Origin of the sequence: Actinomadura sp. NPDC049382 (genome assembly GCF_040677125.1) — a bacterium.
Classification (GTDB): Bacteria; Actinomycetota; Actinomycetes; order Streptosporangiales; family Streptosporangiaceae; genus Spirillospora; species Spirillospora geliboluensis.
On sequence record NZ_JBFARO010000137.1, the window covers coordinates 1 to 20,852 of the forward strand.

22 protein-coding genes and 4 pseudogenes are annotated in these 20,852 nt (G+C 74.8%); 13 read left to right on the plus strand and 13 right to left on the minus strand.

The genetic code is table 11. From position 1 onward, the window contains the following. The 3 genes from AB0K34_RS39910 to AB0K34_RS39920 all read right to left on the minus strand — a co-directional run. A partial coding sequence (locus tag AB0K34_RS39910) for an MFS transporter (protein ID WP_364553902.1) occupies window positions 1-662 on the minus strand: 662 nt, incomplete at its 3' end. An 84-nt stretch (window positions 663-746) separates the two neighbouring features. Then, on the minus strand, window positions 747-1,409 hold the full coding sequence (locus AB0K34_RS39915) for a response regulator transcription factor (RefSeq protein ID WP_138638500.1): 663 nt from the start codon (window positions 1,407-1,409) through the stop codon (window positions 747-749). After that, complete coding sequence (locus AB0K34_RS39920) at window positions 1,397-2,569, minus strand: histidine kinase (protein WP_364553904.1); 1,173 nt, start codon at window positions 2,567-2,569, stop codon at window positions 1,397-1,399. Before AB0K34_RS39920 ends, AB0K34_RS39915 begins: the two co-directional genes overlap by 13 nt. Before the next feature lie 253 nt (window positions 2,570-2,822). Between AB0K34_RS39920 and AB0K34_RS39925 the strand changes: the two genes are divergently transcribed. After that, a complete protein-coding gene (locus AB0K34_RS39925; RefSeq protein ID WP_301176330.1) occupies window positions 2,823-5,213 on the plus strand; it encodes an excinuclease ABC subunit UvrA in 2,391 nt (796 codons plus the stop codon). 58 nt (window positions 5,214-5,271) lie between these two features. Next, window positions 5,272-5,757, plus strand: a complete 486-nt coding sequence (locus tag AB0K34_RS39930) for a helix-turn-helix transcriptional regulator (protein WP_301176329.1) — start codon at window positions 5,272-5,274, stop codon at window positions 5,755-5,757. 18 nt (window positions 5,758-5,775) lie between these two features. Here the strand turns inward: AB0K34_RS39930 and AB0K34_RS39935 are convergent, their stop codons facing one another. Further along, window positions 5,776-6,378 carry a TetR/AcrR family transcriptional regulator gene (locus AB0K34_RS39935; protein ID WP_301176328.1) on the minus strand — a complete coding sequence of 201 codons (603 nt, stop codon included), beginning with the start codon at window positions 6,376-6,378 and terminating at the stop codon, window positions 5,776-5,778. Between the two features lie 81 nt (window positions 6,379-6,459). Between AB0K34_RS39935 and AB0K34_RS39940 the strand changes: the two genes are divergently transcribed. From AB0K34_RS39940 to AB0K34_RS39950, 3 genes and pseudogenes are all read left to right on the plus strand, one after another. After that, window positions 6,460-6,864: a nuclear transport factor 2 family protein gene (locus tag AB0K34_RS39940; protein ID WP_138638495.1), complete on the plus strand. Its 405-nt coding sequence runs from the start codon at window positions 6,460-6,462 to the stop codon at window positions 6,862-6,864. A gap of 23 nt (window positions 6,865-6,887) precedes the next feature. Beyond that, a pseudogene (locus AB0K34_RS39945) lies at window positions 6,888-7,061 on the plus strand (heavy-metal-associated domain-containing protein); the annotation flags it as partial. 309 nt (window positions 7,062-7,370) lie between these two features. Further along, window positions 7,371-7,910: a DUF1062 domain-containing protein gene (locus AB0K34_RS39950; RefSeq protein ID WP_240808038.1), complete on the plus strand. Its 540-nt coding sequence runs from the start codon at window positions 7,371-7,373 to the stop codon at window positions 7,908-7,910. A gap of 109 nt (window positions 7,911-8,019) precedes the next feature. On the opposite strand, the gene AB0K34_RS39955 is transcribed toward AB0K34_RS39950, so the two are convergent. Continuing rightward, complete coding sequence (locus AB0K34_RS39955) at window positions 8,020-8,481, minus strand: MerR family transcriptional regulator (RefSeq protein WP_301176327.1); 462 nt, start codon at window positions 8,479-8,481, stop codon at window positions 8,020-8,022. 62 nt (window positions 8,482-8,543) lie between these two features. Between AB0K34_RS39955 and AB0K34_RS39960 the strand changes: the two genes are divergently transcribed. Together AB0K34_RS39960 and AB0K34_RS39965 are read left to right on the plus strand one after the other, a co-directional pair. Next, window positions 8,544-9,488, plus strand: coding sequence for an NAD(P)/FAD-dependent oxidoreductase (locus tag AB0K34_RS39960; RefSeq protein ID WP_301176326.1), 945 nt, complete (start codon window positions 8,544-8,546; stop codon window positions 9,486-9,488). Between the two features lie 3 nt (window positions 9,489-9,491). Further along, window positions 9,492-10,961, plus strand: a complete 1,470-nt coding sequence (locus AB0K34_RS39965) for an MDR family MFS transporter (protein ID WP_301176325.1) — start codon at window positions 9,492-9,494, stop codon at window positions 10,959-10,961. A 128-nt stretch (window positions 10,962-11,089) separates the two neighbouring features. Here AB0K34_RS39965 and AB0K34_RS39970 read toward each other — a convergent pair whose 3' ends face one another. The 4 genes from AB0K34_RS39970 to AB0K34_RS39985 form a co-directional block, all read right to left on the minus strand. After that, the gene (locus AB0K34_RS39970) at window positions 11,090-11,662 is read right to left on the minus strand and encodes a hypothetical protein (RefSeq protein WP_301176324.1); all 573 of its coding nucleotides are present in this window, start codon (window positions 11,660-11,662) and stop codon (window positions 11,090-11,092) included. A 101-nt stretch (window positions 11,663-11,763) separates the two neighbouring features. Beyond that, the gene (locus tag AB0K34_RS39975) at window positions 11,764-11,898 is read right to left on the minus strand and encodes a hypothetical protein (protein ID WP_274704637.1); all 135 of its coding nucleotides are present in this window, start codon (window positions 11,896-11,898) and stop codon (window positions 11,764-11,766) included. 204 nt (window positions 11,899-12,102) lie between these two features. Next, entirely contained in the window at window positions 12,103-12,594 is a 492-nt protein-coding gene (locus tag AB0K34_RS39980) for a nuclear transport factor 2 family protein (RefSeq protein WP_301176352.1), read from the minus strand. A 154-nt stretch (window positions 12,595-12,748) separates the two neighbouring features. Further along, window positions 12,749-13,939 carry a tyrosine-type recombinase/integrase gene (locus tag AB0K34_RS39985; protein WP_301176323.1) on the minus strand — a complete coding sequence of 397 codons (1,191 nt, stop codon included), beginning with the start codon at window positions 13,937-13,939 and terminating at the stop codon, window positions 12,749-12,751. A 164-nt stretch (window positions 13,940-14,103) separates the two neighbouring features. Between AB0K34_RS39985 and AB0K34_RS39990 the strand changes: the two genes are divergently transcribed. Continuing rightward, on the plus strand, window positions 14,104-15,348 hold the full coding sequence (locus tag AB0K34_RS39990; RefSeq protein ID WP_138635738.1) for a hypothetical protein: 1,245 nt from the start codon (window positions 14,104-14,106) through the stop codon (window positions 15,346-15,348). Window positions 15,349-15,369: 21 nt separating this feature from the next. Here the strand turns inward: AB0K34_RS39990 and AB0K34_RS39995 are convergent, their stop codons facing one another. Continuing rightward, on the minus strand, window positions 15,370-16,194 hold the full coding sequence (locus tag AB0K34_RS39995; protein ID WP_240807386.1) for a TrmH family RNA methyltransferase: 825 nt from the start codon (window positions 16,192-16,194) through the stop codon (window positions 15,370-15,372). Window positions 16,195-16,268: 74 nt separating this feature from the next. Here AB0K34_RS39995 and AB0K34_RS40000 point away from each other — a divergent pair, with 74 nt between their 5' ends. Together AB0K34_RS40000 and AB0K34_RS40005 are read left to right on the plus strand one after the other, a co-directional pair. After that, the gene (locus AB0K34_RS40000) at window positions 16,269-17,249 is read left to right on the plus strand and encodes a pyridoxal-phosphate dependent enzyme (RefSeq protein WP_138635740.1); all 981 of its coding nucleotides are present in this window, start codon (window positions 16,269-16,271) and stop codon (window positions 17,247-17,249) included. Between the two features lie 14 nt (window positions 17,250-17,263). Further along, on the plus strand, window positions 17,264-17,677 hold the full coding sequence (locus tag AB0K34_RS40005; protein ID WP_205719166.1) for a phosphotransferase: 414 nt from the start codon (window positions 17,264-17,266) through the stop codon (window positions 17,675-17,677). A 9-nt stretch (window positions 17,678-17,686) separates the two neighbouring features. Here AB0K34_RS40005 and AB0K34_RS40010 read toward each other — a convergent pair whose 3' ends face one another. After that, the gene (locus tag AB0K34_RS40010; RefSeq protein ID WP_138635741.1) at window positions 17,687-18,130 is read right to left on the minus strand and encodes a globin; all 444 of its coding nucleotides are present in this window, start codon (window positions 18,128-18,130) and stop codon (window positions 17,687-17,689) included. A 149-nt stretch (window positions 18,131-18,279) separates the two neighbouring features. Here AB0K34_RS40010 and AB0K34_RS40015 point away from each other — a divergent pair, with 149 nt between their 5' ends. Beyond that, the gene (locus AB0K34_RS40015) at window positions 18,280-18,780 is read left to right on the plus strand and encodes a MarR family transcriptional regulator (RefSeq protein WP_138635742.1); all 501 of its coding nucleotides are present in this window, start codon (window positions 18,280-18,282) and stop codon (window positions 18,778-18,780) included. Between the two features lie 109 nt (window positions 18,781-18,889). Here the strand turns inward: AB0K34_RS40015 and AB0K34_RS40020 are convergent. Then, window positions 18,890-19,489: pseudogene (locus AB0K34_RS40020) on the minus strand (HTH domain-containing protein); the annotation flags it as partial. Window positions 19,490-19,590: 101 nt separating this feature from the next. On the opposite strand from AB0K34_RS40020, the gene AB0K34_RS40025 reads away from it, so the two are divergent. Both AB0K34_RS40025 and AB0K34_RS40030 read left to right on the plus strand, forming a co-directional pair. Beyond that, complete coding sequence (locus AB0K34_RS40025; protein ID WP_138635744.1) at window positions 19,591-20,019, plus strand: VOC family protein; 429 nt, start codon at window positions 19,591-19,593, stop codon at window positions 20,017-20,019. A gap of 122 nt (window positions 20,020-20,141) precedes the next feature. After that, window positions 20,142-20,558: pseudogene (locus tag AB0K34_RS40030) on the plus strand (hemerythrin domain-containing protein); the annotation flags it as partial. Between the two features lie 200 nt (window positions 20,559-20,758). Here the strand turns inward: AB0K34_RS40030 and AB0K34_RS40035 are convergent. After that, a pseudogene (locus AB0K34_RS40035) lies at window positions 20,759-20,852 on the minus strand (family 1 glycosylhydrolase); the annotation flags it as partial.

Genomic DNA, 20,852 nt, shown 5'->3' on the forward strand with positions numbered 1-20,852 from the left:
AGCGCCATCCCGGCGCGGTCCAGCGGCGCCCGGGCCCGCGCGCCCCGGCCGGGTTCGCGGACGAGCGCGCGGACCCCGGCGATCGCCGCCGCCGCGGCCGGCACGTTCAGCAGGAAGATCCACCGCCACCCGGCCGTGTCGACCAGCAGCCCGCCCAACAGCGGCCCCGCCGGCAGCGCCGTGGAGGAGATCCCCGCCCACGCCCCGAGCGCCCGCGCCTGCTCGGCGGCCCCCGGATACAGCGCGGTGACCAGGGCGAGGCTGCCGGGCAGCAGCAGCGCCGCGCCCGCGCCCTGCACGGCGCGCGCCGCGATCAGCGGCCCGGCGCCCGGCGCGGCCCCGCACGCCAGCGACGCGGCGCCGAACAGCGCGAACCCGGCGAGCGTCATCCGGCGGCGCCCGATCCGGTCGCCGAGCGCGCCGCCCGCCGGCAGCAGCCCCGCGATCGCGACCGCGTAGCCGTCCACGACGCCCTGCAGCCCCGGCAGGCCGGTGCCCAGGGCCCGGCCGATGCCGGGCAGCGCGACGTTGACGATCGTCACGTCCAGCAGCACCAGGAACATCCCGGCGCACAGGACCGCCAGCGCCGGGCCGCGGCGGGGCGCCGGACCCGCGCCGCCTGCGCCGGGACGGCCGGCGGTGCCGGTCGTGGAGGTGTCCATGGCTCCACCGTGGGCCCCGGACGTTTCGCCGCGGCCCGAACCGTCCCCGCCGGCCCGGCGACCGGGAGGTGCGCGGGGGACGGGTCAGACGAGGCCGGCGTCGTGGACCAGCAGCGCGACCTGGGTGCGGTTGTCCAGGTCCAGCTTGGTCAGCACGCTCGACACGTGCGCCTTCACCGTCGCCACGCTCATGAACAGCTCCGCCGCGATGTCGGCGTTGGAGCGGCCCCGCGCGACCTCCAGCGCCACCTCGTTCTCGCGGGGGCTGAGCCGGGCGAGCGCCGCGCGGGCCCGCTGGTGCGCGCCCGCCTCGGTCGCGGCGCGGTCCATCAGGCGGCGGGTGACGCTCGGCGACAGGATCGGGTCGCCGGCGGCGACCCGCTGCACCGCGTCGACGATCGCGCCGGGCGGGGTGTCCTTCAGCAGGAACCCGCCGGCGCCGGCGCGCAGCGCGCGCAGGATGTCCTCGTCGGAGTCGAACGTGGTCAGCACGATGACCTCGGGCGGGTTCGGCCGGGCCCGCAGCCGCCGCGTCGCGGTGATGCCGTCCACCTGCGGCATCCGCAGGTCCATCAGGACGACGTCGGGGGCGTGCGCGTCGGCGGCCGCGGGCACCTCGGCGCCGTCGGCGGCCTCGCCGGCGACGGTGAGGCCGCCCGCCCCGTCCAGCATCATCGACAGCCCGGCGCGGACGAGCGCGTCGTCGTCCACGATCAGCACGCGCAGGGGGCGGGTCACGCCGGCCATGGTAGCCGGGCGCGCAGCCGGAACTCGCCCGCGGCGGCCTCGTGGTCCAGGCGCCCGCCCGCCAGCCGGACCCGCTCGGTCAGCCCGACCAGGCCCGTCCCGCTGCCCGGCGGCGGGACGGCGCCGTCCTGCGCCAGCGGGTTGCGGACGTCGACGAGAAGGCCCGCGCCCGGACCGCCCTCCAGGACCACCCGCACCGGCAGGCCCGGCGCGTGCTTGCGGGCGTTGGTCAGCGCCTCCTGCACCACCCGGTAGGCGGCGCGGCCCGCCGCAGGCGGGGCGTCCGCCGCGTCGGCGACCCCGTCGCGCAGCTCCACCCGCCCGCCGGCGGCCCGCGACTCCTCCAGCAGCCGGGGCACGTCGGCCAGCGCGGGCTGCGGCCGGCCCTCCCCGCCGTCCGACCCGTCCCCGTCGGGCTGGTCGGTGCGCAGCAGCAGGATCACCTCGCGGAGCTCCTCCAAGGCCTGGTGCACCCCGGCCCGGACCACCCCGGCGGCCTGCGCGAGCTTGTCCGGCGGCGCGTCCGGCCGGTACTCCAGCGCGCCCGCGTAGGTGGCCAGCAGCGACAGCCGGTGCGCGAGGACGTCGTGCATCTCCCGCGCGATCCGGGTCCGCTCGGCCATCCGCGCCTCGGCGACCCGGCGGCCCTGCTCGGCCTCGGCGCGGCGGGCCCGCTCGCGCAGCGACTCCAGCAGCGCCCGCCGCGCCCGCGCCAGCGCGCCCCAGCCGACCAGCGCGCCGTAGGCGAGCGCGACCAGCAGCACCCACCAGCCGAAGGAGATCCCACCGCTCGGCCGCCACCACCCCTGCGCGACGTGCGCGGCGACCCCCGCCGCGCCGACCGCCGCCGCCACCGGGAACGGGCGCCACTGCGCGACCTGCAGCACCCCCATGCTCGCCGCCGGCGTCGCCGCCGGGGACAGCACCGCGAGGACGCCCAGCGCCAGCGCGGCCGGCACCGGCCGCCACAGCAGCAGCGGCGCCGCCAGGCACGACACCGCGCCGACCGCCGCGTCCACCGCGAAGCTCCCGCCGGTCCCCGGCCGCCCCCACAGCGTCAGGGCGGTCAGCACGGCCGACACCGCGACCACGATCACGGCCCCGGCCGCCCTGCCCGGCCGCGGGCCGGCGCCCACCTGCCCGAACGTCACCTCGTCCACCGGGCACAGGCTAGCCGCGGCCCGCCCGGCGGCGGCACCGACCAAAGTCGGTGACCGCCCCTCCCGAGGACGGCCGGGGCCGGGCGGGACCGGCCTGTCCCGGCCGGCCGGTCAGGAATCGAGAAGCGGTTTGTCGGTGGCCGCGGATAGCGTGGCGGCAGGCCGGACCGGCATATCCTTTGCGCCGGCCTGATCGAGCCGGGCGACCGACGGGGGAACGCGGACGCGGCCCCGCCAACCAGATGGAGACACGATGAGCAAGGCCACGACGACGGACGCCCAGCCTCCGGCGGCGCACGCCGCCGACAGCCACGACCTGATCCGCGTGCACGGGGCGCGCGAGAACAACCTCAAGGACGTCAGCATCGAGATCCCCAAGCGGCGGCTGACGGTGTTCACCGGGGTGTCCGGATCGGGCAAGAGCTCACTGGTGTTCAACACCATCGCCGCCGAGTCGCAGCGGCTGATCAACGAGACCTACAGCACCTTCGTGCAGGGCTTCATGCCGACGCTGGCGCGGCCCGAGGTCGACGTCCTCGAAGGGCTGACCACCGCGATCATCGTCGACCAGCAGCGGATGGGCTCCGACCCCCGCTCCACCGTCGGCACCGCCACCGACGCCAACGCGATGCTGCGCATCCTGTTCAGCCGCCTCGGCAAGCCCTACATCGGAACGGCCAAGGCGTTCTCCTTCAACATCGCCTCCCTCAGCGGCGCCGGCGCCGTCACCGTCGAACGCGGCGGCAAGACCGTGAAGGAGAAGCGCACCTTCACCGTCACCGGCGGCATGTGCCCGCGCTGCGAGGGCCGCGGCGCCGTCACCGACTTCGACCTGACCGCGCTGTACGACGACTCCAAGTCGCTGCGCGAGGGCGCGCTCACCATCCCCGGCTACAGCATGGACGGCTGGTACGGCCGCATCTTCATGGGGTCGGGGTTCTTCGACCCCGACAAGCCGATCCGCGAGTTCACCGGCGAGGAGCTGCACGACCTCCTCCACAAGGACACGACCAAGATCAAGGTCGACGGCATCAACGTCACCTACGAGGGCCTCATCCCGCGGATCCGCAAGTCGTTCCTCGCCAAGGACCGGGAGGCGATGCAGCCGCACATCCGCGCGTTCGTCGACCGGGCGATCACCTTCACCGCCTGCCCCGACTGCGGCGGCACCCGGCTCACCGAGGCCGCCCGCTCGTCCAAGATCAAGGGGATCAGCATCGCCGACGCCTGCGCGATGCAGATCAGCGACCTCGCCGAGTGGGTGCGGGAGCTGGACGAGCCGTCGGTCGCGCCGCTGCTGACCACGCTGCAGCACACCCTCGACTCGTTCGTGGAGATCGGGCTCGGCTACCTCAGCCTCGAACGCCCGTCCGGCACCCTGTCGGGCGGCGAGGCGCAGCGCACCAAGATGATCCGCCACCTCGGGTCCTCGCTCACCGACGTCACCTACGTCTTCGACGAGCCGACGATCGGGCTGCACCCCCACGACATCCAGCGGATGAACGGCATGCTGCTGCAGCTGCGCGACAAGGGCAACACCGTCCTGGTCGTCGAGCACAAGCCGGAGGCGATCGCGGTCGCCGACCACGTCGTCGACCTCGGCCCGCGCGCCGGCACCGAGGGCGGCGAGGTGATGTTCGAGGGGACCGTCCAGGGCCTGCGCGCCAGCGGCACCCTCACCGGCCGGCACCTGGACGACCGCGCCGCCCTCAAACCGGCGGTGCGCACCCCGTCCGGCGCGCTGGAGATCCGCGGCGCCGCCACCCACAACCTGCAGGACGTCGACGTCGACATCCCCCTCGGCGTGCTCGTCGTCGTCACCGGCGTCGCCGGGTCGGGCAAGAGCTCGCTGATCAACGGGTCGGTGACCGGCCGGGACGGGGTGGTGACCGTCGACCAGGCCCCCATCAAGGGGTCGCGGCGCAGCAACCCGGCCACCTACACCGGGCTGCTCGACCCGATCCGCAAGGCGTTCGCCAAGGCCAACGGGGTCAAGCCGGCGCTGTTCAGCGCCAACTCCGAGGGCGCCTGCCCCAACTGCAAGGGCGCCGGCGTCGTCTACACCGACCTGGCGATGATGGCGGGCGTCGCCACCACCTGCGAGGAGTGCGAGGGCAAGCGGTTCCAGGCGGCGGTGCTGGAGCACCACCTCGGCGGCCGCGACATCGCCGAGGTGCTGGCGATGCCGGTGACCGAGGCCGAGGAGTTCTTCGGCGCCGGCGACGCGCGGATCCCCGCCGCCCACAAGATCCTGCAGCGGATGGCCGACGTCGGGCTCGGCTACCTGCGGCTCGGCCAGCCGCTCACCACCCTGTCGGGCGGCGAGCGGCAGCGCCTCAAGCTCGCCACCCACATGGGCGACAAGGGCGGCGTCTACGTCCTGGACGAGCCGACCACCGGGCTGCACCTCGCCGACGTCGAGCAGCTCCTCGGCCTCCTCGACCGGCTCGTCGACTCCGGCAAGTCCGTCATCGTCATCGAGCACCACCAGGCCGTCATGGCGCACGCCGACTGGATCATCGACCTCGGTCCCGGCGCCGGCCACGACGGCGGCCGGATCGTGTTCCAGGGCACGCCCGCCGACCTGGTCGCCGACCGCTCCACCCTCACCGGCCGGCACCTGGCCGCCTACGTCGCCGACTGACCGGGCTGGCTGACCGGGGCGGGCCTCGCGCAGGGGGCCGTGTGGCAGGATTTCCCAGGTGAGCAGCAGTACCGATCCGGCGCAGCGCCTGCGCGACCTGGCGCGGCTGCGCCGGGTCCGCGACCGGATCGACCGCGAGTACGCGGAGCCGCTGGACGTCGAGGCGCTCGCCCGCGGCGTCCACATGTCCGCCGGGCACCTCAGCCGCCAGTTCCGCCTCGCCTACGGCGAGTCGCCCTACGGGTACCTGATGACGCGGCGGATCGAGCGGGCGATGGCGCTGCTGCGCCGCGGCGACCTCAGCGTCACCGAGGTGTGCTTCGCCGTCGGCTGCTCCTCCCTGGGGACCTTCAGCACCCGCTTCACCGAACTGGTCGGGATGCCGCCCAGCGCCTACCGGCGCCGCGCGGCGCACACGCCGGGTACTTCAGGCACGGTGCCAGGCCCGGCGGCGGGTGCGGTGCCGGGCACGGTGGCGGGGATGCCGGTCGGCATGCCGTCGTGCCTGGAGAAGCAGGTGACCAGGCCCCTCAGGACCCGGTGACCGCCGGGCGGCTTCTCCTCACCGCGGCGGCTCCGGGACGGCCGCGGTGAGCACCCGCAGCACGCTGGTGTGAAGGGCGTGCCCGGCGTCCCGGTCCGACATCCGCCCGGCCGCGCGCTCCTCGCCGGCGGCGTGGGCGAGCCGGACGGTGACCGAGACCAGCCAGTCCAGCGGGAGCCGGTCGTCGAACTCCCCGCTGCGCCGGCCCCGCTCGACCACCCGCGCGATCCGGTCGGTGATCGGCGCGTGCCGGTCGCGGTCGGCCTGCGCGCCGACCGGCAGCTCGCCGATCCGCCGCAGCAGCGCGGGGGAGCGGCGGGCCGCGCGCTCGGCGGCGTCGAGCACGCGCAGCAGGGCGTCGGCGGCCGGCCCGTCGTCGGGGCCGGCGGCGTCCATCGCGGCGGCGACCTCCTCGGTGATCCGCTCGACGACGCCCAGCAGCAGCTGCTCGCGCGAGGAGAAGTGGGCGTAGACGGTCTGGCGGGTCACGCCCGCCGCGGCGGCGATCGCCTCCAGGCTCGCGTCGGGCCGCTCGTCCAGGAGCCGTACGGCGGCGTCCAGGATGGCGGCCCTGCTGCGGCGTGCGTCGGCGCGGCGGCGGGGAGCCGGGGAGGAAGTCATCTCTTACACCTTGTCAGAATTAATGGCCGATATATATCTTACAGCGCGTAAGAGTTAACGATCCTCGACCAGCGGAGCATCATGCGCGCACTCGCCGGCACCGACCCGGAGCGGTTCATCGCCGACTTCTTCACCTCCTTCACCCGGGACCTGCTGGACGGCGACGACGATCCGGCCGCGATCGTCGACCGCTACCACACCCCCGACATCGTCCAGGTCGCCGACGGCCACCGGATGGACCGCGACAAGCTCATCGCCCACACCCGGCCCGTCCGCAAGAACCGGCCCGACGGCCGGGTCGAGGTGCACGACGCCATCGCCGACGGCGACCGGATCGCCGCCCGCTACACCCTGCACGTCCGCCAGCGCGGCAAGGACCTGCGGATCGAGGTCTGCTTCTTCGGCCGGTTCGCCGACGACGGGCGGATGCGCGCGGCGCACATGCTCACCCGCTCCGTCCCCGCCGACCAGGAGGCGCCGGCGTGACCGGCGGCTACACCGTCGCCGGCATGGCCTGCGGGCACTGCGCCGACGCCGTCACCGAGGAGATCGAGCGCATCGCCGGCGTCACCGCCGTGACGGTGGACGTCGGCGCCGGCCGCGTCACCGTGACCAGCGACGGGCCGCTCGACACCGCCGACGTGCGCGCCGCGGTCGAGGAGGCGGGCTACGAACTCACCGGCGCCGAGCCGACGCCTAGACGCTCCGCCGGGGCCGGGCGGCCCCGGCCGAGCCCCAGCGGGAAAACCGGTTGAGCGTCCCGTCCGCTGGCCCGTAGGTTGCCTGCGGCCCATCTCCGTGAGGACAGAGGACGACACCGCGTGACCCCGCCTGCTCTTTAGACCTGACACCTTCTTCCGCTCACCTGTAGCCGACGCTGCCGTCGGTTCCGCCGGGCTGCCCTCGCGCGCCCGGCCGCTACAGCGTCCGAGGCCGCGCGCAATCGGCCTCGTGTCAGGTCAAGAGAGTCCATGTCTTCACAACCTCATACCGTGCTGCCCTGGGTCGTCCGCCGGACCAGGCTGCCGCTGCTGTCGCTGCGGTGCCCCGGCTGCGGGTCGGAAACGGCCACCACCGGCGAGGGCAGGTTCCGCGTCAACGCCAACGGCAGGCTGCTGGACGTGTGGCTGCTGGTCCGCTGCGTGACCTGCGACCGCACGATCAAGCTCACCGTGCACGAGCGGGTCCCGGTCGGTTCCCTCGCCGCCGCCGACCTGGACGGCTACCGCGCCAACGATCCGGGGCTGGTGGCGTCCAGGCTGCTGGACCCGCTGCTCGCCCGCCGCAACCGCTTCACCCTGGACTGGACGGGCGCCTGGCGCCTGCACACCCCGCCGGAACGGCCCGACCGGGCGTGGCCGGTCCAGGTGCGGGTCGCCTTCGACGATCCCGTGCCGGTGCGGCCGGAACGGCTCATCGCGCACGGGCTCGGCCTCAGCAGGAACGAGGTCCGGCGCCGGATCAAGTCCGAGACCCCGCTGCGCCGCCCGACGAGCACCGGGTTCACCTTCACCGTGCTGGCCGGGGACTAGCGGGACCGCGGCCGCGGCGGGCCGACCGTCCCGCCGCGGCCGCACCGCCTCCCGGCCGGCAGTCCCCGAGCCGGCCCTGCTCCCGGGACGCCCCGGGAAGCGCCGCCGGTCAGCGGGCCTCGCCGGCGGCGGGGGCGGCGTCCGCGACCACGCAGCCGTCCTCATGGAGGTGCTGCGGCACGACCGCGCTCTCGGCGAGGCGCCGGTAGTCGGGGCACTGGGTGAAGTCGTCGGCTCCGCACCGCATGAGGTGCTCGATGAGCGCCTTGGAGGCCGCGATCTCGTGAAGGCGGCGCTCCAGCTCCGCGTGGTGCCGCTCCAGCAGCGCCCGCCGCTCGTCCCGTCCCGAGACGGTGAGGACGTCGCGGATCTGCTCCAGGCTCATCCCCGCCGCCTTCGCGCGGATGATCGTCATCACGCGGACGACGTGGTCGCGGGTGTAGCGGCGGCGGCCGTTGACCCGGGCCGCCGGGGTCAGCAGCCCCATCGCCTCCCAGTGGCGCAGGACGTGCGCGGCGAGGCCGAACTGCTCGGCGAGCTCCCCGATCCGCATCGAGTCACTTGACTTCATGTTGACATTAACTTGCAGAATCGGCCGCACGTCAAGGGACGACCGATCAATGGAGGCAGGACATGTTCGACGTCGCCATCGTGGGCGGGGGCCCGGCCGGTGCGGCCGCCGCGCTGGCCCTCGGCCGGGTCCACCGGCCCGTGCTGCTGATCGACGGAGGGAAGGGCCGCAACGCCGCCGCCGACAACGTGCACAACTTCCTCACCCGGGACGGCACGCCCCCCGCGGAGCTGCGCCGCCTCGGCCGCGAGGAACTGGCCGCCTACCCGGCCGTGCGGACCGGGACGGGGACCGTCACCGACGTCCGCCCGCTCGACGGGCTCGGCTTCCACCTGGAGCTGTCCGGCGGCGGGACCGCGTCCGCGCGGCGCCTCCTGCTGGCCACCGGCCTGGCCGACGACGTCCCCGGCCCGCGCGGCGCCGAGGAGATGTGGGGCCGTTCGGCGTTCCACTGCCCCTACTGCCACGGCTACGAATGCACCGGCAAGCAGGTCGCCGTGCTCGGCGCGCAACCCGCCCGCGTGCGGCTGGCGCTGCAGCTGAGCCGCTTCGCCGGCCACGTCGCCCTGTGCACCGGCGGCGAGCCGCTCGACCCGGCGGCGCAGGCCACGCTGCGCAAGCACGGCGTCGCCGTGCGCTGCGAACCCGTCGCCCGGCTGGAGGGCACCGACGGCCGCCTGGAGCAGATCGTCTTCGGCGACGGCACGTCCCTGGCCCGGGAGGCGGTGTTCGTCGTCAGCGTGCCGCGCCAGCGCTCCGACCTCGCCGAACGCCTGGGCTGCGCGTCCTTCGCCGACGGGTGCGTGGAGGTCGACGAGTTCGCCCGCACCAGCGTCCCCGGCGTGTACGCGGCCGGTGACATGGCGCGGCGGGCCAGCGTGCCGATGCCGATGGCCGCGGTCATCGCCGCGGCGGCGAGCGGCACCGTCGCCGCGGCCGTCCTCGACCAGGACCTGCTCAGCGCCGACTTCGGCCTGCCGGACCCGCTCGCGCGGGCGAGGGGCTGAACCGTGGTGTCCGCGGAACCCGACAAGACCGCCTCCGCCGCCCCGGACAAGCGCGGCGGGAACGTGCCGCTCGCCACGGCCGGCCTGCTGATCGGCATGCTGCTGTCGGTCCTGGACCAGACCGTGGTGGCCATCGCCCTGCCCGACATCGCCGCCGACCTGGGCGGCATGGACTCCATCGGCTGGATCGTCACCTCCTACGTACTGGCCTCGACCGCGACCGGCGCGCTCTACGGCCGCGTCAGCGACCGCTTCGGGCGGCACCCGGTGTTCCTCACCGCCGTCGCCGCCTTCATCGCGGGCTCCGCGCTGTGCGGCCTGGCCCAGACCACCCCCCAGCTGATCGCCGCGAGGACCTTCCAGGGCATCGGCGCCGGAGCGCTGTTCGTGCTGCCCACGATCGCGCTGTCGGAGCTGTACCCGCGGCGGCTGCGCGGCAGGGTCCAGGGCTTCACCGGCGGCGTCTTCGCACTGGCCAGCGTGGGCGGCCCGCTCGCCGGCGGCGCGATCACCGACGCCTGGGGCTGGCGCTGGATCTTCTACGTCAACCTGCCGCTCGGCCTGCTCGCCATGGCGGCCACCGCGCTCGCCCTGCGGCTGCCCAGACCGGGCGGCGGCGGCAGAGTCGACCTGCCCGGCGCCGCGCTGATCGCGGGCGCGGTGGTGAGCCTGCTGCTGGTCGCCGAATGGGGCGGCCGCACCCACGGCTGGACGTCCGGGACGATCCTCGCGCTGATCGGCGCGGTGGCGGCGCTGGCGGTGCTGTTCGCGTGGTGGGAAGGCCGCGCGTCCAACCCGCTGCTGCCGCTGCGGCTGTTCGCCGACCCCGTCCTGCGCGTCGTGCTCCCCGCCACCGCGCTGTTGGGCGCGCTGCTCGGCGGCTCGATCGTCTACCTGCCCACCTACCTTCAGGCCGCGTACGGGATGGGAGCCACCGAGGCGGGCCTGGCACTCAACCCCTACGTCCTGACGTTCATGGCGGTCTCCTCCCTCGCCGGCGCCCGCATCGGCGCGAGCGGCCGCTACAAGCCCTACCTGCTCACCGGCTCGGCGATCGCGGTACTGGGGTTCGTGCTGCTGAGCCGCCTCACCCCCGGCACCCCCTACGCCGTGCTGGCCGTGGAGATCGCGGTGCTGGGCTTCGGGTTCGGGCTGCTGATGCAGAACCTTGTGGTCGTCGCGCAGAACGCCGTCTCGGCCGCGGACCTGGCCGCCACGACCTCCGCCGCGGTGTCCGTGCGCGGGCTGGGCCTGTCGCTCGGCGTCTCGGTCTTCGGAACCCTGCTGGCCCGGGAGACGCAGGGCCGGGCCCCGGGCCCGGAGGCGACCACGGCCGCCATTCCCGACGTCCTGTTCTGGGGGGCGCCGGCCGCCGCCGTCCTGCTGGCGCTGATGGCGCTGCTGCCCCGCGGACCCAAGCAGCCGACCGCGGCGCAGCAGGCGGCCAGAGCACCCGCCGACGCAGCACCGTGACCGCCGCGCCCGGGACCCGCACGGGCTCCTCGGCCTGATCCCTGTGTCCTGGTGGCCCGGCCCCTAGCCGGGCCACCTAGGGCGTGCCGGAGCCGGGTGCCCGGCCGGGATGGGCCGAAAGGGGCGAGTCATGGGGCCAGCCGGGCGACTGCTCTGGTTTCCAGGGCAGTCCACAGGGCGCCGTCCGGGCCCACCGTGATGCCGTGGGGTTCCGATGCCGGGGTGGGCAGGTCGTATTCGGTGATCACACCGGCGGGGGCGATGCGTCCAACACGGTTCGCACCCCACTCGGTGAACCAGCACTCTCCGGAGGGCGCCGCGGTGATGGCGTGGGGTTTGGCACCCCGATCGGGGAGCGGGAACTCCCGGATCGAGCCGTCCGCACCGAGCCTGCCGATCTGCCCCGCGGCGATCTCCACAAACCACACCGCGTCGTCGGCGCCGTGCGTGATGCCCACGGGTGCGGCGTCAGCGGTGGGCAGCCTGTGCAGGGCCACTTCGCCGTCGAGACCGATACGACCGACGGCGTTGGCCTGGTTGAGGGTGAACCACAGCGCCCCGCCCTGACCCGCGGTGATGATGCTCGGTCTGCCCTCCGCGGCACCTGCGGGATACCGGCTGAGCTCACCCTCGACGGTCAGGCGGGCGATCTCGCCGCCGTGGACCAAGGTGAGCCACAACGCGCCATCGGGCCCGGTCACGATGCCGTAGGGCCGGCCTTCGCATCCGCGACCGAGAACTCCCGAACCGACTGGTGGTGCTGCATTTCTGTGTCCTTTCCAGTGCCGGGGCTTGCCCGGTGTCAGGAACTCGCGGGCCGGGGGAGGCGGCGCACCAGGTCGACGATGATCGCGGCCAGGCCGGCGGGCTGTGTCATCGGCACGTTGTGGTTGCCCGCGATCTCGACCAGCCTCCGGTCGGGAGCGGCGTCGACCACGTCCCGCACCTCGTCACGGCCAGCGTCGTGGCGATGTGGGTCCCAGGGGCCCGCCACGGCGGGCGTCCTCCAGGGAGTTAATGAGTTGCCTCGCCTGGGTGCCGTCGGCACAGTGACGACGATGTTGGGAAGGCGGATCGAGTGGACGACATGGTCCGCCAACTCGAGGCCGCCGACGCCACCGGGATCGCCGCGACCGGCTGATCACTCCGCCGGATCCTCGCCCTCCCATTGCGGGCCCGTCCAGCCACAGGCTTCGGCGATGGCAGCCGGATCCCAATAGAAGGGACGACATTCGAGCATGCGCCCGTCCTTGACCGTGATCAGCTGCAAGATCAACGTTTCCACCTCGCGGCCGGTGGCCCGGGCACGGAACCGGACCCGGTTGCGCACGACCAAGGTGTCCCCATCGCCCCAGTGCTGCTGGTCCAGAAAGTCCATCGACTCCCAGACCTCACTGAACCGGGCCAGGAACCGCTCCATGCCGTCTCGGCCCCGCCACGTCCCGGTTCCCGTGAACGGCAGGCCCGGAGCCTGATGCAGCACCACCTCCGGATCAAGGCAATCGGCAGCCCGCTCGTAGCTCGCCCTGCCGTACCCGCCCGCAGCGACATACGCCGCCTCAGCCGCGTAGAACTTCTCCATCACCGCCCACGCATCACCTGACACGTGCGGGTCTTCCACCGAAGGCCCCATGGTCGTCACCCCGCTCCTCTCAACCAGCGACGCCCTGGAAACCCCGTCCCACCGGACTTGGTTGCAGTCGGCCGACGACCAACCGCTGCCGGCCTGATGCGGCGGGAGGACTCGCTGAACACCGACACTGAGCTGCGTCGCCCGGAGGGGGCGCTCACTGATCTTTGGTGCTGGGGGTGCGGTGTCCGGCGAGGATGCGGGTGAGGTCGGTGACGGGGGAGGAGGCGAGCTTGTGGTTGGTGTCGTCGTAGCCGCGGGTGGTGCGGGGGTCGGCGTGCCCGGCCAGGTCCTGGACCTTGGCGAGCGGGACGTCGTTGCCGAGCAGGGTGGTGATGACGGTGCGGCGGCCGCTGTGCGGGCTGAGCCGGGACGCGTTCGGCAGCCCGGCCGACCGAGCCGACCGGCGCAGGATGTTGGTGACGTCGCGCTGGGTGAGGCGCTTGCCGCCGGACTTGGCCCGGTCGTAGGGGTGCGGGGTGGTGACCAGCAGCGGCCCGGGCGGGCGGACGCCGTCCGGGTGCCGTCCGGCGCGGACGGCGAGGTAGGCGTCCAGGACGCGGCAGAGTTCGCCGTCCAGGCGGACGTAGTCGCGGCCGTCGGGTCCCTTGCCCTTGGCGCGGTATCGCAGCACCCGGTATCCGGCCTCGGTGTCCAGGTCCGCAAGGTCGGCGCCGGTGATCGCCGAGACGCGTAGCGCGGTGTAGAACAGCAGCGCGATCACGGCCGCGTCGCGCCAGGCCGCCTCGGTGCCCAGTGCGGCGGCGCGGCCCTCCGCGGTGTCGAGTAGCCGTGCGGTCTCGGTGGGGCTGAGGGTGGGGGCCTTGCGGGCGGACGCGGCGATCTGCGCGCTGCTCGGCCGCCTGACCAGCCGGGTCGGGTTGCGGTCGGTGACGTCGTTGGACTGCAGGTAGGTGTACCAGGACGACACCGCCGCGAGGCGCCGTGCGTGGGTGGCGGCGCTGGGCGGTCGGGACCGGCCGTTGACGGTGACGGTCATGGACGCCGACCAGTCGTCGATGTCGGCGCGCCGTGCCGTCCGCGGGTCCAGTCCGGTGCGCGCGCAGTAGTCCAGCCAGCCGGCCAGGTCGCGGTAGTAGCCGCGGCGGGTGGCGTCGCTGCGCTGGCCGCGCAGCCAGGCTGCGGTCAGCAGCCGCAGGCCGTAGCGGTCGCCGGGATCGTCGGGCGGCAGCGCGGGCAGCAGCGCGACGGCCTGCCCGATCGGATCCAGGGCCTGCCCCACTCCCTGTTCCGGGACCGGTGTGGGGACGGGTGGGCCCGCCTGCGCGGGCAGCACCATCGTCGCCTCCAGAGGCGCCTCCGGGGCCGGCTTCGGTTCGGCGGTCATGCGCCCGCCATCGCCACGGCTTCGGGCCCGCGCCCGCTGTTGATCATGCACACCAGGATAACCGTCATTATGCCGGAGTCTCAACGTGGTCTTGATTACGCGTTGCGCGTGTCGCGGTAATCATTTCGCGAATCGTCCAGCGAAAAGATCGTTATGCTGGGCGGGTGAGCAGCGAGACGAGCAGCGCGAACGGCACCGACGGCACCCCGCCCGCACAGCCATCACCGGGCACGACGACACCGGCCGCTCCGGAGGATCTGGCAGAGGGCGGATCGCCCGCCGGTGACGCCCAAGAAGGAGAAGCGGACGGCCGGGGGGAGGTCGAGACCTCAGAGTCGGCGTCGGCGGGGGAGTGCGCGCTGGCCGGCTGCACCGAACCGCTTCCGGTGCGCGGCCGGGGGCGGCCCGCCAAGTACTGCAGCAAGGCCCACGCCGACCAGGCCAGCCGGGACCGGCGCGCGGCCGACGCCGCCGCGGTCGACGAACCGCTCCGCCAGGCCGAGGCGCTCGCCCAGCGGGTGCCGGTTGCCATCGGCGCCCTGCAGGGCCAACTGGCCGAGCTGCAGGAGTTCCTCGCCGCGGCCCAGGAAGGAGCACTGTCGCGGGTGCGGCGGGCCGAGGCCGAGGCGACCGCCGCGGCGCAGGCCGAAGCCGACGCCGACGTCCGCGCCCTGGCCGCCGACAAGGCGCGCGAGGAAGCGGTCGCCGCCGCCGAGGCCGCCCGCGCAGCCCAGCGGGCCGCCGAGCAGGCCGCGGCCCGCGACCGCGCCAACCTGGAGCGGGTGCGCGCCGACACCGCCGAGATGGTCGCCGCGCACCGGCAGGCCCGCGACGCGGCCCGCGAAGCGCAAACCGCCGCCGAGGCCGCCCGCGACGCCAAGGCCGCCGAGTTGCGCGAGGCGCGCGAGACCCACGAGCAGGAACGCGCCCGCATCGAGGCCGCCGCTCGCGCCCAGACCGAGCGGACGCAGACCCTCCAAACCGAACTGGCGCACACCACCGCGGCCCTGGCAGCGGCGCGGGAGGCGCTGGCGGCCGCCCAGGGCGAGGCGCGCAACCAGCAGACCAGGGCCGAGGCCGCCGAGCAGGCGCGCGACGACGCGATGCGGCACGGGCGCGAGGCCGCCGCCCGCGCCGAAGCGCTGGAGGCCCGGCAGCGGGACCTGCGGGCCGCCGCCGAGGAGGCCGCCACCGGACAGGCCGCCGCGCAGCGGGCCCTCGCCTCCTGCCAGGCCCTGCGCGACCGGCTCGAAACCGACCTGGCGGCCGCCCGCGCCGACGCCGCGGCGCAACGTGAACGCGCCGTCCGCGCGGAGGCCGCGGCCGGACCGGTCCGCGGCGACACCGACGATCAGGAAGGGCCCGCCGACGCGCCGGCGGCCGGCGACGACCAGGCCCCGCCGGCGTGAAAGCCAGAGCCGGGGTGAAGGCTAGGGCTGGCGGCCGCGCTGGCGGACGGCCTCGTACAGGGCGACCGTGGCGGCGCCGGCGGCGTTGAGGGAGCTGGCCGCGCCGCCGATCGGGATCCGCGCCATCGTGTCGCAGCCCTCCCGCCAGCCCGCGCTGAGCCCGGCGGTCTCGTTGCCGATCACCAGCAGCACCGGGCCCGTCAGGTCGACCTCGGCGATGTCGGCGGTGCCGTTCTCGTCGGTGCCGACCACGGTGAGGGGGCGTCCGGCCGCCCGTTCCCGCGCCACCCAGTCCAGGACCTCGCGGTGGGAGCGGGTGCGGACCACCGGCACCGCCAGCAGCGACCCGGTGGAGGCGCGCACGGCCTTGGGGTCGTAGGGGTCGGCGGCGTGCCCGGTGACGATCAGCCCGGCGCCGCCGAACGCGTCCAGCGACCGCACCATCGTGCCGATGTTGCCGGGCCCGGTCGGCCGGTCGAACACAGCGCCGAGGAACGTGGGCCCCACCGCGATCCGCGACAGGTCGTCGTCGGGCAGCGCCACCACCGCCACCAGCTCGGGGACGTCCTGCTCCTTGCCGCTCAGTTCCCGCAGCAGCGCGGGCGCCATCGCCACCCGCTCGGCGCCGGCCCGCTCCAGCATCTCCTCGGCCCACCGCGACAGCGGCCGCTCGGCGTCGTAGATCAGCGCCCGCACCGGCCAGCCGCGCTCCACCGCCAGGGTGATCGGCCGGACGCCCTGGACGAGGAACTCTCCCGCCCGCTGCCGCTTTGTCCGGTTCCGCAGCAGTGCCTCCCACTGCTGGAACCGCGCGTTGGGCCGCGAGACCCGCAGCACACCCCCCACCGACCGCTCCAGTCTTCGCATCCGCCTGACGAACGCCCCAGTCTCCCACAGCCTCTGAGTGAAGGGCGGCAGGCGTGGACCTGGACGTGGCGCGGATCGAGCAGGCCATGGACGTGATCGATCCGGTGTTCCTGAACACCCCGCAGTACCTCGACGAGCAGCTGTGCCGGGCGCTGGGCGGCCGCGCGGTGACGGTGAAGCTGGAGACGGCCAACCCGGTGCGCAGCTTCAAGGGCCGCGGCGCCGACCTGGTGCTGAGCACGCTCGTCCCCGGCACGCCGGTGGTGTGCGCCAGCTCGGGCAACTTCGGGCAGGCCGTCGCCTACGCGGGGCGGGCCCGGGGGATGCCGGTCGAGGTGTTCGTGCCCGAGACCGTCAACCCCGCCAAGCGGGAGCGGATGGAGACCTTCGGCGCCCGGGTCGTCGCGGCCGGGCCCGACGGCGCGTCGGCGCGGCGGGCCGCCGCCCATGCCGGCCGCCGTCCCGGCCGCGTCCACCTGCGGGACGGGTTCCAGGCGGCGATCGCCGAGGGCGCCGGGACGATCGGGCTCGAACTGACCTGCGGCTCTGGCGGGGCGGGCTGGGACGCCGTCGTCCTCCCGGTCGGCGACGGCGCGCTGATCAACGGTGTGGCGCGCTGGATGAGGGAGCACGCGCCCGGCACCCGGATCGTGGGGGTCAACGCCGAGGGCGCCCCCTCGATGCTGGAGAGCCTGCGCGCCGGCCGCGCGGTGTCGGTCGGAAGGGCCCGCACCTTCGCCGACGGCATCGCGGTGCGGACCCCGCTGGAGTCCTCGGTGCGGCGGGCCCGCGCCCTGGTGGACGAGATCGTGCTGGTGAGCGACGCGGCGATCTCCGCCGCGATGGAGTTGGCGGCGCGCACGCTCGGGATCGTGCTGGAGCCGGCGGGGGCGGCGGGCCTGGCGGCGATCGCCGAGGGCGCGGTCCCCGGCGATCGCATGGCGACGGTGCTGACCGGCGCCAACCCGCGTCCCGAGCAGGCCAGGGACCTGGCCGCCCGCCTCACGCGCGCGCCCGGCTCCGGCTTGCGATGAGGGGCAGGTGCAGGGTGGAGGACGACGATCACGGCCGGGAGACGGTGTGCCACAACGACTTCTCGCCGCTGAACGTCACCTTCGCCGGGGGCCTGCCCGCCCTGGCCTTCGACTTCGACCAGGCCGCCCCCGGCCCGCGCGTGCGCGACCTCGCCTACGCCGCCTGGCTGTGGCTGCTCGGCGCGGAGATCGCCGCCCCGCTGGCGCATCAGCTGTCGCTGCTGCGCACCTTCCTCGACGCCTACGGCTTCGACAACGTCGACCGCCGCGGCTTCGGGCAGCGCATCGTGGCCCGGGTCGAGGCCGAACGCGACATGCACGAGCGCGCCGGACGCGTCACCGCGCCCGGGTCCTGGCTGCACCGGGAGATCGACTGGCTCGCCGAGCACGCCGACGCCATCGACCGCGGCGTGCGCGGCGGCGCTTGAGAGGCGAGGTCAGGGGTCGGGCCAGTCCCAGTGGGGGACCTCGCGCAGGGGGTGCAGTTCGTCGTCGGTCTCGGCGTTGGAGTTCTGCCTGGCGACCTCGGAGCCGAACTCCACGTGCTCGCGCAGGGCCCGGCGGAACGGGGCGTCGGCGGGGAGCCCGGCGGCGTCGGCGGCGGCCATGTACAGCTCGACGAACCGGACGCGCTGGTCCTCGGTGATCTTCAGGTGGCGGTGGACGTCGATGAGGTGCGCGAAGCCGCCCATCTCGCGGGTGAAGGCGTCGGGGCCGCCGAAGGTCTCGGCGGTGAAAGCTGTGAGGTGGTCGACGTGGGACGCGCGGCCCTCGCCGAACAGCGGCTGGAGCAGGTCGTCGGCCAGGAGGGAGGCGTAGAACAGGCCGATGAACCGGCGCAGGCCCTCCTCGCCGCCGGCGTGCTCGTACAGGCTCTCCATGATTACACCATTACCTGGTTGGCGGTGGTCGGTCTCGTTTATCCCAGGCGCGGCCCGGGGCCGTCGAGGGCGCGTGCCGGTTGTGGCCACCCGCGCGCGGATGTTCCATCATTGATAATCTCAATGTTGAGAGAATGCGGGGAGGGGCCGTGGCGGACGCGGTGGACGCGATCCTGGCGCAGTGGGGGCGCGAGCGGCCCGACGTGGACGTGTCCCCGATGGGCGTCATCGGGCGGATCTCCCGGGCGCAGCTGCTGCTGGGCCGGGAGCTGAAGCGGTTCTTCGCCGAGCGGGGACTGGAGAGCTGGGAGTTCGACGTCCTGGCGACGCTGCGCCGGCACGGCGCCCCCTACGAGCTGACGGCGGGGGAGCTGCTCACCGCGGCGATGGTGACGTCGGGAGCGATCACCAACCGGATCGACCGGATGGAGGCCAAGGGCCTGGTCGAGCGGGTCCGCGACACCGGCGACCGCCGGTCGGTGCGGATCCGGCTGACGCCGCGCGGCCTGGAGACCGTGGAGGAGCTGGTGGCCGAGCACGCCGCCAACGAGGACCGGCTGCTGGCCGCGCTGGACCCCGCCGAGCGGGCGCGGCTGGCCGGGGCGCTGCGCGCGCTGCTGGAGTCGCTCGGCGACACCTCCCTCGGCTAGCGCCCGAAGTCCCGCACGGCGTGCGCGACGCGGGCGGCGACGGCGGCCAGCTCCCCGGCCAGCTCGGGCGGGTCGAGCAGGGTGTAGTCCACGGGCAGCAGCGCGACGCGGTGCGCCAGGCGCCGCGGTCCTCGTCGTGGGCGAGCAGGTACCAGCGGCGGCCGGCGGCGACCAGGCGGTGCGGCTGCGCCAGCCGGCGGGTGGCCTCGCCGCCGGCGGCGGTGTAGGTGAAGCGGACGTGCTCGCGGGCGGCGCAGGCGGCGGCGAGCAGGGCCAGCACGGCGGGGTCGGCGGGCGGCGGGCCGCCGTCCTGCGGCGGCAGGGCCACGGCGGCCGCGGTGAGCGCGGCGACGCGGGGCCGCAGCCGGTGCGGGAGGACCTGCTCGAGTTTGGCCAGCGCGCGCAGCGAGGTGTCCTCGATGCCGGCGACGGCGCCGCCGGCGGCGGTGCGCAGGGCGATCGCCACGGCGGTGGCCTCGTCGTCGTCCAGCAGCAGCGGCGGCATGGCGGCGCCGGCGGTGAGCCGGTACCCGCCGGCGGCGCCGCGCGCGGCCCGCACGGGGTAGCCGAGTTCGCGGAGCCGGTCGACGTCGCGGCGGATGGTGCGGGGCGTGACGCCGAGCCGTTCGGCGAGCTCGGAGCCGGGCCATTCGCGGGGCGTCTGCAGCAGGGACAGCAGCCGCAGCAGCCGCCCGGAGGGATCGCGCATGCTCCTCATCCTGCCGTCCTTTGCGGACGTTCAATGACCTAATGGGGGTTTAGCGTCGGTACCGAGGCCGGGAGGTTCCAGGTCTCGGACGGAGGAGCGACATGCTGCGCGGATTCGCCACCATCAGCCTGTGGGCCGACGACCTGGAGGCCGCCAAGGACTGGTACGCCGAGCTGCTGGGCGTCCAGCCCTACTTCAGCGTCCCCGGGCCCGGCGGCCGCGCCGGCTACTACGAGTTCCGGGTGGGGGACTACCAGCACGAGCTGGGCCTGATCGACGCCCGGTTCCGGCCCGGCGGCCCCGCGGCGGCCGGGCCCGGAGGGGCGATCATGTACTGGCACGTGGACGACCTGGAGGCCGCCGTGGAGCGGCTGCTGGCGATGGGCGCCCGCGAGCACGAGAAGATCACCGAGCGGGGCGCGGGCACGGGGTTCGTGACCGCGTCGGTCATCGACCCGTTCGGCAACGTGCTCGGCGTGATGACCAACCCGCACTACCTGGAGGTCCTGGCCGCGGCCGGGCCGCGCTGACCACGACCGCCCCGCCCCGCCCCGCCTCCGGACACCCCGAGGGGGCGCTTCGGGGGCTGTGAGGTGCGTCTCTTCGGCGCCCGGGGATGTCACGTCCGCGGGCGCCACACCTTCTTATATGCATGGGAGTTTTCGCGGTCGCGACGCGCGACACCACGTGCCGCACCCTCCTGTCCGCAGCGCACACCGCCTTCCGCCGGGACCTGGACCGGCTCGCGGCTGCGGTGGCGGCGGGCAAGGGCGGGGCCGCGCATGTGCGGGCGGGCTGGGACAACCTCGCCCAGCAGCTGCGCATGCACCACGATCTGGAGGACCGGACGCTGTGGCCGCGCGTGGAGCGCGCCGTGGCCGGACGTCCGGCGGAGCTGGCGGTGCTGGCGGAGATCCGCGCCGAGCGCGCCCGGCTCGGACCGCTGATCGCCGCCGTCGACACGGCACTGGCCACCGGCACGAGCGGTGGCGGCGGCGGCGCGGTGGCGGCGGTGCGGACGCTGCGGGACGCGCTGGAGGCGCATCTGCGGCACGAGGAGGCGACCGTGCTGCCGCTGGCGGAGTCGGTGCTGGAGTCCGGGCAGTGGCGGGCGCTGGCCGACGAGGCCGCCCTGCGCTGCGCGGCGGGCGCCGAGCTGTTCGTCCCGTGGGTGGTGGACGGGATCGCGCCGGTGGACCGGTCGCGCTTCCTGACGGCGCTGCCCGGGCCGGTCCGCGACCGCAACCGGGTGGTGTGGGAGCCCCGCTCCCCGGTCGGCTGCACCCGGGGCCAGGAGATCGAGAACCGGTACGCGGTGAGGCCGAGGCTCGACATGAGCGCGACGTCCTCGCGGAACCGGTGG